General features: G+C 42.6%; 15 protein-coding genes and 1 riboswitch. Of the genes, 14 read left to right on the forward strand and 1 reads right to left on the reverse strand.

All coding sequences use genetic code 11. The features are described from left to right. The first annotated feature begins 29 nt into the window (after positions 1 to 29). From ASU00_RS00545 to ASU00_RS00575, 7 genes are all read left to right on the forward strand, one after another. On the forward strand, positions 30 to 617 hold the full coding sequence (locus ASU00_RS00545) for a TetR/AcrR family transcriptional regulator (RefSeq protein WP_057911500.1): 588 nt from the start codon (positions 30 to 32) through the stop codon (positions 615 to 617). A 126-nt stretch (positions 618 to 743) separates the two neighbouring features. After that, on the forward strand, positions 744 to 1,517 hold the full coding sequence (locus ASU00_RS00550; RefSeq protein WP_057911501.1) for an enoyl-CoA hydratase: 774 nt from the start codon (positions 744 to 746) through the stop codon (positions 1,515 to 1,517). A gap of 128 nt (positions 1,518 to 1,645) precedes the next feature. After that, the gene (locus ASU00_RS00555; RefSeq protein ID WP_057911502.1) at positions 1,646 to 2,419 is read left to right on the forward strand and encodes an electron transfer flavoprotein subunit beta/FixA family protein; all 774 of its coding nucleotides are present in this window, start codon (positions 1,646 to 1,648) and stop codon (positions 2,417 to 2,419) included. A 73-nt stretch (positions 2,420 to 2,492) separates the two neighbouring features. Beyond that, a complete protein-coding gene (locus tag ASU00_RS00560; protein ID WP_057911503.1) occupies positions 2,493 to 3,470 on the forward strand; it encodes an electron transfer flavoprotein subunit alpha/FixB family protein in 978 nt (325 codons plus the stop codon). Between the two features lie 196 nt (positions 3,471 to 3,666). Next, the gene (gene trxA, locus ASU00_RS00565) at positions 3,667 to 3,981 is read left to right on the forward strand and encodes a thioredoxin (protein ID WP_057911504.1); all 315 of its coding nucleotides are present in this window, start codon (positions 3,667 to 3,669) and stop codon (positions 3,979 to 3,981) included. A gap of 99 nt (positions 3,982 to 4,080) precedes the next feature. Further along, positions 4,081 to 5,853, forward strand: coding sequence for an excinuclease ABC subunit UvrC (uvrC, locus tag ASU00_RS00570; protein ID WP_057911505.1), 1,773 nt, complete (start codon positions 4,081 to 4,083; stop codon positions 5,851 to 5,853). A 62-nt stretch (positions 5,854 to 5,915) separates the two neighbouring features. Beyond that, positions 5,916 to 6,092: riboswitch (Lysine riboswitch) on the forward strand. An 89-nt stretch (positions 6,093 to 6,181) separates the two neighbouring features. Further along, positions 6,182 to 7,414 carry an aspartate kinase gene (locus ASU00_RS00575; RefSeq protein WP_057911506.1) on the forward strand — a complete coding sequence of 411 codons (1,233 nt, stop codon included), beginning with the start codon at positions 6,182 to 6,184 and terminating at the stop codon, positions 7,412 to 7,414. A gap of 66 nt (positions 7,415 to 7,480) precedes the next feature. Here the strand turns inward: ASU00_RS00575 and ASU00_RS00580 are convergent, their stop codons facing one another. Beyond that, positions 7,481 to 7,936 carry a YslB family protein gene (locus ASU00_RS00580; protein WP_057911507.1) on the reverse strand — a complete coding sequence of 152 codons (456 nt, stop codon included), beginning with the start codon at positions 7,934 to 7,936 and terminating at the stop codon, positions 7,481 to 7,483. 384 nt (positions 7,937 to 8,320) lie between these two features. Between ASU00_RS00580 and ASU00_RS00585 the strand changes: the two genes are divergently transcribed. The 7 genes from ASU00_RS00585 to racE all read left to right on the forward strand — a co-directional run bounded on the left by ASU00_RS00585 (position 8,321) and on the right by racE (position 14,140). Beyond that, on the forward strand, positions 8,321 to 8,929 hold the full coding sequence (locus ASU00_RS00585) for a succinate dehydrogenase cytochrome b558 subunit (protein WP_057911508.1): 609 nt from the start codon (positions 8,321 to 8,323) through the stop codon (positions 8,927 to 8,929). A 72-nt stretch (positions 8,930 to 9,001) separates the two neighbouring features. Further along, positions 9,002 to 10,753, forward strand: a complete 1,752-nt coding sequence (sdhA, locus tag ASU00_RS00590; protein ID WP_057911509.1) for a succinate dehydrogenase flavoprotein subunit — start codon at positions 9,002 to 9,004, stop codon at positions 10,751 to 10,753. 17 nt (positions 10,754 to 10,770) lie between these two features. After that, positions 10,771 to 11,544 carry a succinate dehydrogenase iron-sulfur subunit gene (gene sdhB / locus ASU00_RS00595; protein ID WP_057911510.1) on the forward strand — a complete coding sequence of 258 codons (774 nt, stop codon included), beginning with the start codon at positions 10,771 to 10,773 and terminating at the stop codon, positions 11,542 to 11,544. Between the two features lie 306 nt (positions 11,545 to 11,850). Beyond that, on the forward strand, positions 11,851 to 12,315 hold the full coding sequence (locus tag ASU00_RS00600; RefSeq protein ID WP_057911511.1) for an acyl-CoA thioesterase: 465 nt from the start codon (positions 11,851 to 11,853) through the stop codon (positions 12,313 to 12,315). A gap of 121 nt (positions 12,316 to 12,436) precedes the next feature. Further along, entirely contained in the window at positions 12,437 to 12,661 is a 225-nt protein-coding gene (locus ASU00_RS00605) for a helix-turn-helix domain-containing protein (protein ID WP_028392149.1), read from the forward strand. 221 nt (positions 12,662 to 12,882) lie between these two features. Continuing rightward, positions 12,883 to 13,326 carry a MarR family winged helix-turn-helix transcriptional regulator gene (locus tag ASU00_RS00610; protein ID WP_057911512.1) on the forward strand — a complete coding sequence of 148 codons (444 nt, stop codon included), beginning with the start codon at positions 12,883 to 12,885 and terminating at the stop codon, positions 13,324 to 13,326. Positions 13,327 to 13,336: 10 nt separating this feature from the next. Then, a complete protein-coding gene (racE, locus tag ASU00_RS00615) occupies positions 13,337 to 14,140 on the forward strand; it encodes a glutamate racemase (RefSeq protein WP_057911513.1) in 804 nt (267 codons plus the stop codon). The last annotated feature ends 97 nt before the right edge of the window (positions 14,141 to 14,237 follow it).

The raw sequence follows: 14,237 nt of genomic DNA on the forward strand, positions 1-14,237 counted from the left end.
TTCATTCATTTTCTGAAAGGGGACGTCCAGTGAATCGCAACAGACCAAAGTATAATCAAATCATTGATGCAGCCGTTATCGTCATTGCCGAAAACGGGTACTATCAAGCCCAAGTATCCAAGATTGCCAAGCAGGCAGGCGTAGCGGATGGCACCATTTATCTTTATTTTAAAAATAAAGAAGATATTTTAATATCATTATTTCATGAAAAGATGGGCTATTTTGTGGAACAGATCGAGGAAGAGCTAAAAGGGAAATCCACAGCTTCCGAAAAAATGCAGGTACTTATCCAGAAACATTTTCAAATCCTTTCAGAAGACGTGAATCTAGCAATTGTAACCCAGTTGGAATTAAGACAGTCGAATAAAGAATTGCGCCTAAGAATCAATGATGTGTTGAGAGGGTATTTAAATTTAATCGATCAGATCATCATTGAAGGAAAAGAGAATGGCGAATTCCTGCCGGATTTAAATAATTTACTTGCCAGGCAGATGATATTTGGAACCATTGACGAAACGGCGACGACGTGGGTCATGAATGAGCAAAAGTATTCACTTTCGGACCTAGCTCCAGATGTCCACCGCCTTCTCCTTGGTGGATGTGGTTTGAAAAGTTAACGATTTACATAGAGGATGCCAGCCATCCTCTAAGAAATCGGTTAATTCTACTTTCTGGCAATAAACGGGAAGTGATACATATTGAATATTCAAATAAGTTTGACTAGTATGCCAGGAGGGATAGATATGAAATACCTTAAGCTTTCTGTCGAAAATCATGTGGCTTTCATTACGATTGATCATGCACCGGCAAATGCACTTTCCTCGGCCATCATCGGGGAGCTGTCAGAGGCATTCGATCAAATCGGGCAAAACGAAGCGGTACGAGTTGTCCTTCTTCATGGTGAAGGGAGATTCTTCTCGGCGGGTGCTGACATTAAAGAGTTTACTGAAGTGGACAATGGTGAAGCTTTCATATCGCTGACCAAAAAAGGTCAAGCTGTATTTGAGAAAATTGAATCGTTTCCTAAACCGGTCATTGCCTCCATTCATGGAGCGGCCCTTGGCGGAGGATTGGAACTGGCCATGTCCTGTCACATTCGTTTGGTGACTGAAAGGGCAAAGCTAGGCTTGCCTGAGCTGCAGTTGGGTTTAATCCCTGGTTTTGCCGGCACACAACGGCTTCCACGTTATGTAGGCATGGCAAAAGCAGCTGAAATGCTCTTTACAAGTGAACCAATTACAGGCACCCAAGCTGTTCAATGGGGATTGGCAAATCATGCATACAGTGATGAAGAGCTGCTTCCGAAGGCGAAGGAACTGGCCAATAAAATTGCCAAGAAAAGCCCGCTTGCTTTAAAGGCGGCCATCGAGTTATTGAATTATACGAAACATGAAGCCTATCATAAAGGTGTGGATAGGGAAGCCGCTCTTTTCGGCAAAGCTTTTGACACCGCTGATGCCCAAGAAGGGATTGCTGCCTTCATTGAAAAAAGAGAGGCCGTATTTAAAGGGAAATGATAGTTTAGGCGGTAGTAGAAAACTATTTTTGAATATTATGCAGGATTTTGCTGGAATTTGAAGAATACTTTTAATATATCAATAAAATTCATAATCTTCAAAACTCAAATCATTCGGGAGGTATTATCGTGAACATTTATGTGCTGCTGAAAAGAACATTTGATACAGAAGAAAAGATTACACTATCCAACGGGAAAATTAATGAGGATGGAGCAGAATTCATCATCAATCCGTATGATGAGTATGCTGTTGAAGAGGCCATCCAAGTGCGCGATGCACAAGGCGGCGAAGTGACGGTCATTTCAGTAGGAACCGAAGAGGCTGAGAAGCAATTACGTACAGCACTTGCAATGGGTGCAGATAAAGCGGTATTGATCAATATCGAAGATGATGTAGAAAATGGCGACCAATTCACGACTGCCAAAATCATCGGCGAATACTTAAAAGGCAAAAAGGCCGATTTAATCATTGCAGGAAATGTGGCAATCGATGGCGGTTCAGGTCAAGTCGGTCCACGCGTTGCCGAAATTTTGGAAATCCCTTATATTACAACGATCACTAAATTGGATATTGCAGATGGAAATGTAAGCGTTATCCGTGATGTTGAAGGGGATTCCGAAACGATCGAGGCATCCCTTCCATTGTTGGTGACAGCTCAGCAAGGGCTAAATGAGCCACGCTATCCTTCTTTGCCAGGAATCATGAAAGCGAAGAAAAAACCGCTTGAAGAATTGGAATTGGACGATCTGGACCTGGAAGAGGACGATGTTGAAGCGAAAACAAAAACGATCGAAATCTACCTTCCAGCCAAAAAAGAAGCTGGAAAAGTATTGAGCGGCGAAATTGGTGACCAAGTTAGCGAACTTGTTCAATTATTACGCAGCGAAGCTAAAGTGATTTAATCGAAACGGTTCTTTTTTTTAAAAAAACAACACACAACAAATGGATAAAATAGAGCACAGGGGGTTTTTATAAATGGCTAGAAAGTTTCTTGTATTGGGCGAAGTTCGCGACGGTTCACTAAGAAATGTATCATTTGAAGCTATCGGTGCGGCTAAACTTGCTGCAGCCGGCGGGGAAATCGTAGGTGTTTTAGTTGGTGACAGTGTTCAAAATTTGGGGAATGAAATGATTCAATATGGTGCAGACCGGGTTGTTGCTGTCGAAAACGATCAATTGAAGCAATACACTTCAGATGGGTATGCTCAAGGCTTGCTCGCCGTCATCGAGCAGGAAAAGCCGGAAGGCATTTTCTTCGGACATACGGCACTTGGAAAAGACCTTGCCCCAAAATTGGCCGGGAAGCTTGAATCAGGATTGATTTCTGACGTAACATCAATTGAAGAAGAAGGCGGAAATATCGTTTTCACTCGTCCAATCTATTCTGGTAAAGCTTTTGAAAAGAAAATTGTTACAGGTGGAGTGATATTCGCGACGATTCGCCCGAACAATATTGAGCCATTGGCGAAAGATGAGTCCCGCTCCGGTGATGTTGCTGCATTGAGCGTGGACATTAAGGATTTACGTACGATCATAAAAGATGTGGTCAGAAAGGCAAGTGAAGGTGTAGACCTTTCGGAAGCCAAGGTGATCATTGCCGGTGGCCGCGGTGTGAAAAGTGAAGACGGCTTTGAACCTTTAAAGGAACTGGCACAAGTTCTTGGCGGAGCGGTAGGGGCGTCCCGTGGTGCATGTGACGCGGACTATTGTGACTATTCTTTGCAAATCGGGCAAACGGGTAAAGTTGTTACACCTGACCTCTATATTGCCTGCGGCATCTCTGGAGCGATACAGCATTTAGCTGGTATGTCCAACTCCAAGGTTATCGTTGCCATCAACAAAGATCCTGAAGCGAACATCTTCAATGTAGCGGACTATGGAATTGTCGGCGATCTTTTCGAAGTCCTTCCATTACTGACGGAAGAATTCAGAAAACTTAAAGTGAACGCTTAAAGCAAAAATGTTTCGAAGAAGAGACAGGACATTTCATGTCCTGTCTCTTCTTTATTATGATTTAAGCTGGGACTTATGGGTGCATAATTCCGCTTTTTTTGGACATCCTACCACTGAAGCAAAATATTAGCATCGATTCTAGCAATAATGGTATACTGTCTTTAGTTATTTGAGTAAATTTGAGGAGGAAATATATATGGCTATTGTAAATGCAACTGACCAAACTTTCACAACCGATACTAGCGAAGGTGTCGTTCTTGTAGATTTCTGGGCTCCTTGGTGCGGACCTTGTAAAATGATCGCTCCTGTTCTTCAAGAGCTTGATACCGAAATTGGCGATTCAGCGAAAATCGTAAAAGTCGATGTAGATGAAAACCAAGAAACAGCCGGGAAATTCGGAGTAATGAGCATTCCGACACTGATCGTCCTTAAAGACGGTGAAGTGGTGGATAAAGTGGTTGGCTTCCAACCTAAAGAAGCTCTTGCTGAGCTTATTGCAAAACACGCTTAATAAGTGAGCTGAAAAAAGCTTCAAGTCTTCGGACTTGAAGCTTTTTTCGCTATCATGATATATAATGATTGTAAAATGGGAGAAGAGGAGGCTGAATGCATGAACCAACAAATAAAGAATAAACTTGCCTTGCTTCCCGATCAGCCTGGTTGTTATTTGATGAAAGATCGACAGGGAACGATCATTTACGTAGGCAAGGCGAAAGTGTTGAAGAACCGTGTCCGTTCTTATTTCACAGGCTCCCATGATGGAAAGACATTTCGCCTTGTAAATGAGATTGAGGATTTTGAATACATTGTCACATCCTCCAATATCGAGGCGCTCATATTAGAGCTGAATTTAATCAAAAAACATGATCCAAAATATAATGTCATGCTTAAGGATGATAAAACATATCCATTCATCAAGCTGACTGCGGAGCGGCATCCTCGCCTGATCATTACGCGCAAGGTCAAAAAAGATAAAGGGAAATATTTCGGTCCTTATCCGAACGCTTTTGCCGCTAACGAAACGAAAAAGCTGCTAGACCGCATTTACCCTCTTCGGAAGTGCAATACCCTACCGGATCGGGTTTGCCTATATTACCACCTTGGCCAATGTTTAGCCCCCTGTGTGTATGATGTGGAGGAACAGGAATACAAAAAAATGGTCGATGATATCAACCGCTTCCTGAATGGCGGGCATACAGAGATTAAAAAAGAACTGACCGAAAAAATGCTGGAGGCATCCGAAGAGCTCGATTTTGAGAGAGCGAAGGAGTTCCGTGACAAAATAGCCCACATCGATATCACGATGGAGAAGCAGAAAATGATGACGACCGATTTCATTGACCGTGATGTTTTTGGATTTGCCTACGATAAAGGCTGGATGTGCGTTCAAGTATTTTTTGTACGGCAAGGTAAGTTAATAGAAAGGGATGTTTCCCTTTTTCCTGTCTATGATGAACCGGAACAGGAACTGCTTACATTCCTCGGTCAGTTTTACGAGATTACCAACCATTTCAAACCGAAGGAAATCTTGCTGCCGGAGTCGGTGGATGCTGAATTGGCTGAAGGGCTGCTTGGTGTGAAGACGATTCACCCAAAACGGGGATCGAAAAAAGAGATGCTGAAATTGGCGAATAAAAATGCCTCCATTGCGCTGCAGGAAAAGTTTTCATTGATTGAGCGGGATGAAGAAAGAACGATCAATGCTGTGGAAAACCTTGGAGTGCAATTAGGAATTTATACCCCGCATCGAATTGAAGCTTTTGATAACTCCAACATCCAAGGAAGCGATCCTGTTTCCGCTTTGGTCGTGTTCATTGATGGCAAGCCGGAGAAAAGGGAATACCGCAAATATAAGATCAAGACGGTGCAAGGGCCAGATGATTACGAATCGATGCGCGAAGTCGTGAGAAGAAGGTATTCGCGAGTATTGAAGGAAGGGCTTCCGCTTCCTGACTTGATCATCATTGATGGAGGTAAGGGACATGTGGAGGCTGTACGCGATATTCTGGAAAATGAACTAGGCCTGGAAATCCCGCTTTCTGGTTTAATTAAAGATGAAAAGCACAGAACCTCTCAATTGATGATTGGCAATCCGCTTGAGATCGTTCCGCTTGATTCCCGGAGTCAGGAATTCTACTTATTGCAAAGAATTCAGGATGAAGTGCACCGGTTTGCGATTACGTTTCACCGCCAGCTGCGCGGGAAAAATGCCGTGCACTCCCAGCTTGATGATATTCCAGGTGTCGGGGAAAAGCGGAGAAAGCAATTATTAAGGCATTTCGGTTCGTTGAAGAAAATTAAAGAAGCTTCAGTTGAGGAAATTGTCGGGGCAGGCATGCCAAAAGGGGTAGCTGAGGGAATCGTAAGAAAATTACAAGAATAACCTTGCTGCCATTATATCTCTATGCTATGATTAAAGGGGATTTTTAACTAGACAACTTAAAAAGTGCTGATAGAGGTGCGGAATTCAAGAGTAGAACCCTGGAGAAGTATGAGCTTCCGAGAAGGGATTTGAAAGGGAGGGACGCCGAAGGAAGACAAGGCTCATACTTTGTTTTTCTGGTCTGACATTTAATAAATGGCGGATTGTCAGGGTTTATACCCTGGAGGGCTATCTCACTGTGTTTACAGTATGCTATATGTGATCACAGCAATGAGATACTTCTCATTGCTTTTTTTATTGCCTAAAAAGATAGAGAGGGTGCATGAGGATGGCATTAATCGTTCAAAAGTTCGGCGGGACATCCGTCGGTAGCGTTGAAAAACTGAAAAATGTTGCCAATCGGGTAATCGAGGAAGTGGAGAAGGGGAATGAAGTAGTCGTCGTTGTTTCAGCGATGGGCAAAACGACCGATAAATTGGTTTCCATGGCCCAAGAGATTTCCAGGATTCCAAGTAAGAGGGAGATGGATATGCTTTTGACGACGGGGGAGCAGGTCACAATTTCCCTGTTGACGATGGCGTTGATTGAAAAGGGACATGAAGCGATTTCCTATACAGGCTGGCAGGCAGGCATGCAAACGGAATCCGTTCATGGGAATGCCCGGATATTAGACATTGATGCCTCAAAAATCCAAGCTAAGCTCCAAGAGAGGAAAATCGTCGTCGTCGCCGGCTTTCAGGGGAGCGATGTTAATGGCGAAATCACTACATTAGGGCGAGGCGGCTCCGACACGACGGCGGTTGCCATCGCTGCAGCGCTTCATGCGGATAGATGTGACATTTATACGGATGTTACGGGTGTATTCACATCCGATCCCCGCTACATAAAGGGAGCGCGAAAACTTCACTCCATCTCTTATGATGAGATGCTCGAGCTAGCCAATTTAGGCGCAGGTGTCCTCCATCCGAGGGCTGTCGAATATGCGAAAAATTATCAAATACCGCTTGAAGTCCGTTCGAGCATGGAAAGAGAATCTGGAACGATCATTGAGGAGGAAGCAACAATGGAAGAAAATTTAATTGTACGGGGAATCGCTTTTGAAGATAGCATTACAAGGGTTACGGTATATGGTTTACCACAATCTCTTGGTGCATTATCAACCATCTTCATGACGCTTGCGAAAAACCGGATCAATGTGGATATCATCATTCAAAGCATGACCGCCGAGGATACGACAAATCTATCCTTCTCCATAAAAAGTGAAGATACGGAAGCGGCCCTGCTCGTGTTGGAAAACAATAAAGAACAATTGGCATTTGACCGGGTCGAAACGGAGGGCGGGTTGGCAAAAGTGTCCATCGTCGGATCTGGTATGGTATCCAATCCGGGAGTGGCTGCTGAGATGTTTGAAGTGATGGCCAATACAGGCATCCAAGTGAAAATGGTCAGCACTTCGGAAATTAAAGTTTCTACTGTCGTCAATGAGAAGGAAATGGTGAAGGCCGTTGACTCCCTTCATGAAGCATTTAAACTCGGACAACATGCAAATGTGCTAGCTTGAATAAGCTTTAGTCCCATAAAAAAACAGACTTCCGATAAAATTGGCAAGTCTGTTTTTCTGGGCTCATTAGACTGGATCTCTGGGGTCCCATTGAATGATGAAAGTCACTTTTTTTGCGCGGCGTTTAACTTCTTCCGTTGATTCGCTGAGGAACTTTTTCTGCAGTGTAAACTGCTCGGCAAGAAAGCCGGCTTCAAGCTGGAAGTGACAATCAGGATGCAAATCCAGGCGGCGGCTAATTATTTCACCGGTCAATGAGTATTCCATTTCGTTTTTCGTATACTTCATTATTTCGAGATGGCCCCAACCTGCGCTTTGGAAAAATTCAATAACTTCCTGATCGCTATCCAGTGGGAATTTTCGTGCTAACTGTTTACCTGCCCAATAGAGGATCTGATTCGAGTCTTTTCCAAGAATATCGTTCAGCAGTACTTCCCTGATTAATTCATATCCGAAAGCCGGAACTTGGAACACTTCAGGTTGAATTTCTTCCTCTATCGCTGCAGCAATATTTTTTTTCATAGTTTATCGCCTCTTTCTGTAAATCTATTATAAACGTTTTTCTTTTGCAAATTATATTGTTTTTTTTATTTAAAACACAATTGGGAAAAAATGATAAATTATACCGGGATATTAATAGATTCATACGTTATTTGATGAAATATAACCTTGACAAATAAAAAAATATGCATTTTTATCCAATAAAATCTATTCTAAAAAAGAGATTTGTTGTATCCGTTTTCTTGACGCACATAGAAGTCAGGAGTAAAATGGACATGTCACATAATTGTAAGAAAGTATAGGAGAGCTTTTTTTTGCATTCTATACTTTATTTTCACGCGGAGATAATAGGTAGCCACCAGATTATCTTTGCATGATTTTTCACAAATTAAGGGGGGGCACTTAGTGGCAAAAAATCGCGAGTTTGGGAATCGTAGACTTCATTCACTACTTGGAGTTATTCCGATTGGTCTATTCCTAATTTTTCATTTATCAGTAAACTTTATGGCAACAAAAGGGGAAGAGACATTTAATGGGGCAGTTCATTTAATTGAATACACGCCCGTAAAAATTTTGGTAGAATGGGTCGTAATCTATCTACCAATCATTTTCCATGCTGTGTACGGAATTTATATTGCCTTTACAGCAAAAAACAATTTAGGGAGATTCAGTTTCTTCCGTAACTGGATGTTCATGCTGCAACGCTTAACTGGAGTCATAACATTGATTTTCCTAGTATGGCATATTTGGGCAACTAGAATTCAAGCAGCTATGGGTGCAGAGGTTAACTTTGACATGATGGCAGATATCTTCTCTAACCCATTCATGATTGCATTTTATTTAGTTGGGGTCATTTCGACAATCTTCCACTTTTCTAATGGATTATGGTCATTTGCAGTGAGCTGGGGTCTGACAGTTTCACCTAAATCGCAAAAAATCATGACTTACTTTACTTTGGTCGTTTTCGTTCTTCTTTCTTATATCGGCGTTAGAGCAATTTTCGCTTTCGTATAAGAAGTTGGCGTTCATTTATAGGTATCCGGATAAAAACATAGCTTTGCTAATGGAAATAAGGGAGTGACAGAATTGGGTAAAGGTAAAATCATTATCGTAGGTGGAGGTCTAGCCGGATTAATGGCGACGATCAAAGCAGCAGAGCTGGGACAACAGGTTGATTTATTTTCATTAGTTCCTGTTAAACGCTCTCACTCAGTTTGTGCCCAAGGCGGAATCAATGGGGCAGTAAATACAAAAGGTGAAGGGGATTCTCCACTCATCCACTTTGATGATACAGTTTACGGCGGGGATTTCTTGGCTAACCAACCGCCAGTTAAAGCGATGTGCGAAGCGGCACCATCGATTATCCATATGTTTGACCGTATGGGTGTTATGTTCAACCGTACTCCGGAAGGTCTTCTTGATTTCCGTCGTTTCGGTGGTACTCAGCATAGCCGTACAGCATTCGCTGGTGCAACAACTGGACAGCAATTACTGTACGCGTTGGACGAGCAGGTTCGCCGTTATGAAGTGGAAGGCCTTGTAACGAAATATGAAGGCTGGGAATTCCTCGGAGCTGTTATCGATGATGAAGAAACAGCACGCGGTATCGTAGCTCAGAACTTGACGACAATGGAAATCAAATCATTCCCTGGCGATGCAGTCATCATGGCGAGCGGCGGCCCTGGAATCATATTCGGTAAATCAACGAACTCGATGATCAATACAGGTTCAGCAGCATCGATCGTATATCAACAAGGTGTTAAATATGCTAATGGTGAGTTCATCCAAATTCACCCGACAGCAATCCCTGGAGATGATAAACTTCGCCTTATGAGTGAATCGGCTCGTGGTGAAGGCGGACGTATCTGGACTTATAAAGACGGAAAACCTTGGTACTTCCTTGAAGAAAAATACCCTGCTTACGGTAACTTGGTACCTCGTGATATCGCGACACGTGAAATTTTCGACGTATGTATGAACATGAAGCTTGGTATTAATGGGGAAAACATGGTTTACCTGGATCTATCTCATAAAGATCCTAAATTACTTGATATTAAACTTGGCGGAATCATTGAAATCTACGAGAAGTTCATGGGTGAAGATCCTCGTAAAGTTCCAATGAAAATTTTCCCTGCCGTTCACTATTCAATGGGCGGACTATGGGTGGATTATGACCAAATGACTAACATTAAAGGTTTATTCGCTGCAGGTGAGTGTGATTACTCTCAACATGGTGGGAACCGCCTAGGTGCGAACTCACTGCTTTCAGCCATCTATGGTGGTTCAGTCGCTGGACCGAATGCCGTTAAATATATTGAAGGCCTTGATAAAACTTCCGAATCGATTCCTTCTTCCTTGTATGATGGGTATGAAAAACAAGAGCAAGAAAAATGGAATGAAGTCATGTCTCTTGATGGTAATGAAAATGCGTACGTCCTTCACAAAGAGCTTGGCGAGTGGATGACACAGCATGTTACGGTCGTTCGTTACAATGACAAGCTGAAAGAAACGGATAACAAGATTCTTGAGCTGATGGAACGTTACAAGAAAATCAACATCAATGATACGGCTAAATGGAGCAACCAAGGAGCTGCCTTCACTAGACAGCTGCAAAACATGATGCAATTGGCACGGGTAATCACGATTGGAGCGTTAAACCGTGATGAAAGCCGTGGAGCACATTACAAACCTGATTTCCCGGAACGTAATGATGAAGAATTCATGAAAACGACAATGGCAACATTCAAGGGCTTGGATCAAGCACCGGAATTCCATTATGAAGATATTGATGTATCACTGATCGCACCGCGTAAACGTGACTACACGACGAAACATTAAGAAGGGGGAGCAAAAAAATGGTTGAAACTAAATCTGAGACTAAAACAGTCCGTTTTATAATCACTCGTCAAGATACACCGGATTCAGCTCCTTATGATGAGGAATTCGAATTAGCATACCGTCCGAATATGAACGTTATTTCTGCTCTAATGGAAATCCGTCGTAACCCGGTAACGGTACAAGGCAAACATACGACAGCAATCGCTTGGGACATGAACTGTCTTGAAGAGGTATGTGGTGCTTGTTCAATGGTTATCAATGGTAAACCAAGACAATCATGTACAGCCCTTATCGACCAATTGGAGCAGCCGGTTCGCCTTGCTCCAATGCGCACCTTCCCAGTGGTTCGTGACCTTCAAGTAGATCGCAGCCGTATGTTCGATTCCTTGAAGAAGGTAAAGGCTTGGATTCCAATCGATGGAACGTACAACCTTGGACCAGGACCGCGTATGCCGGAAAAGAAACGTCAATGGGCATATGAATTATCAAAATGCATGACTTGCGGCGTTTGCTTGGAAGCTTGTCCGAATGTGAACACCAATTCAAACTTCATGGGACCACAACCGCTATCACAAGTTCGTTTATTCAACGCACATCCAACCGGTGCAATGAACAAAGCGGAACGTTTAAATACAATCATGGGTGATGGAGGACTTGCAAACTGCGGTAACTCACAAAACTGTGTGCAGTCTTGCCCTAAAGGCATTCCGTTGACTACATCGATTGCAGCGTTGAACCGTGATACTGCCATTCAGCAATTCCGTAACTTCTTTGGAAGCGACGAAGTTTAATCGACTAAATGAAAGAGCCTGTATCTTAGGATATGGGTTCTTTTTTTTTTTAGGCTCTTTTCGTAAAGATTGTTGTTTTTAAAATGATTTAAGGTTGTTTGGAGCAGATTGCGATACTCTTGAAAACGGAGCAGTGGTCAACCACACCGGCATTACTTGGTGAATAGCAACAAAGTATCAGAAAATAGCCTTTTTTCAGGTAAGCATTTAAAATTAACCAGCATTAAAGAGAAAATCCTTTTCATTATCGCTTTTTTCTTATAAAATGAGTGAATAGCCATTCATTTTCGAAAGGGAGTGCACAAGTTGGGCAGAATATCATACATCGATAATATAACCGAGTGGATCAATGATTTTTCTTTTAAGCATGAAATTAAGGTCCGCTTTTCGGAAACGGATATGTTCGGGCATTTGAATAACACGATTCCTTTTACTTATTTCGAGGAAGCACGTATAGAATATTTTAATAGTTTGGGATTCATGCAAGATTGGACTGCATTCACCAGTGATCAAATCCCAGTTGTCGCCGATCTGCAGTGTGATTATCTACAACAAGTGTTTTTCAATGATCAATTGACGATCCATGTGAAAGCTGACCATATAGGTACTTCTTCCGTAGACATCCATTACATGGGCACTAAGCAAGACGGTTCCATATGTTTAACGGGCAGGGGAACGATTGTCCAAGTCTCCAAGGTCACTGGAAAGCCGACCCCTTGGACGGAAGAGATGAAACAAGGTATGTGGCATGCAGAGGTCGAACATTCGTGAAAAAATTTTATCCCGTTCAGTAAAATAGTCACTCCCTTGCACTTGCCGACATACTATATCTTGACTAAATAGACACCCACTCCGGGTTTTATGCTGGTGAAGGCAAGGAGGGTAACATTACTTGAAGGAGAACGAATTCACTCATAAGCCACTACTCACCAAAAGAGAAAAAGAAGTATTTGAGTTACTAGTACAAGATAAAACAACAAAAGAAATCGCAGGTGAATTGTTTATAAGCGAAAAAACAGTTCGAAACCATATCTCGAATGCGATGCAGAAGCTTGGAGTCAAAGGACGTTCGCAGGCAGTCATAGAACTCCTTCGTATGGGAGAACTTAAGCTTTAGTGTGTTAACGATCGATACGTAAGCATTATAAATATTTTCTCTCCCGTTCTATTTGGCAGCATATAAGGAAGGCCAAAACAATTTCATTGTTTTGACTTCTTTGGATGCTGCTTATTTTTGTATTGGGGTAACGTTATTTCCAGATAATCAATCTTGAAAATCATTTCACTTTCATCCAAAATGGTAGTATGATAAGTTTCATGAAGTGGGGAGCTGGGTGTATGGAAGAAGAGAAGCAGGTTGCTTATGTAGCCGATATCGAGAAGGAATTGCGCTATGTATCGACATGGCTTAAGCAAAGGGGAAGAGAAATTCTCCATGATTATAAAATTACCATTCCTCAATTTGTGGCTTTGCAATGGCTTTTTGAATCGGGCGACATGACGATTGGCGAATTGTCGACGAAGATGTTTCTCGCCTTCAGCACAACGACGGATTTGATTGATCGGATGGAGAATCGACAGCTTGTCCAGCGCGTCAAGGATGAAAAGGACCGGCGGGTGGTTCGTATTCACCTTCTTTCTGAAGGGGAACGGATTATCGAAGAGGTTATTAATAAACGGCAGCAGTATTTGAGTGGCGTATTAGCTCAATTCAATGATGCCGACATCGTTTCCCTTCAAGGAATCTTAGCTAAATTACATCAAGAAATGAAAGAAAAATGAGGCGAGTTTTTTGAAACAACCAATAGGAATCATTGATTCAGGGGTAGGCGGCTTGACTGTAGCGAAAGAAGTCATGCGACAGCTACCGAATGAAAATATTATCTACTTAGGCGATACTGCAAGATGTCCTTACGGGCCCAGGTCCAAAAAGGATGTTCAAGCCTTTACATGGCAAATGACGAGATTTTTGTTGAAGAAGGATATTAAAATGCTGATCATTGCTTGCAACACAGCGACAGCGGCGGTACTCGATGAAATCAGGGCCACACTGCCGATCCCTGTTCTGGGTGTCATCCACCCTGGTGCAAGAGCAGCATTGAAAGTTTCGAATTCCTTACATATTGGCATTATCGGCACGGTAGGCACGGTGAAAAGCAAAGCGTATGATGACGCCCTGGCGTCCATCAACACTGATGTGAAAGTGGACAGTCTAGCCTGCCCGAAATTTGTCCCGATCGTAGAAAGTGGGGAGTTTGTAGGGGAGATCGTCAATCGGGTCGTGGCACAAACCTTAAGCCCGTTGAAGAAAACGAAGATCGATACGTTAATTCTTGGCTGTACCCATTATCCACTGCTGGGGCCTGTCATCTCATCTTATATGGGGAATGGAGTGCAGGTCATTTCCTCAGGGGAAGAAACGGCCCGTGAGGCAAGCGTTATATTGGATTACTATAGATTAATCAATAAAAGCAAACTCCGTCCGGTTCACCGTTTTTATACAACCGGTTCAAGGGACATGTTTGGAACGATCGCATCGAGCTGGCTGGGCATTCATATCAATATGGTGGAAACCATTAAGATCGATCATTTATAAGACTTCCAATTTTGGAGTCTTTTTTTTGAAATCAAAAAAAAGTGTAGCTGCCAAGTTTGCATCGGTATATCGCCAGGAAAGAAGGCAGAAGGAGAAG

The organism is Peribacillus muralis (assembly GCF_001439925.1).
In the GTDB taxonomy this organism is placed as follows: domain Bacteria; phylum Bacillota; class Bacilli; order Bacillales; family DSM-1321; genus Peribacillus; species Peribacillus muralis.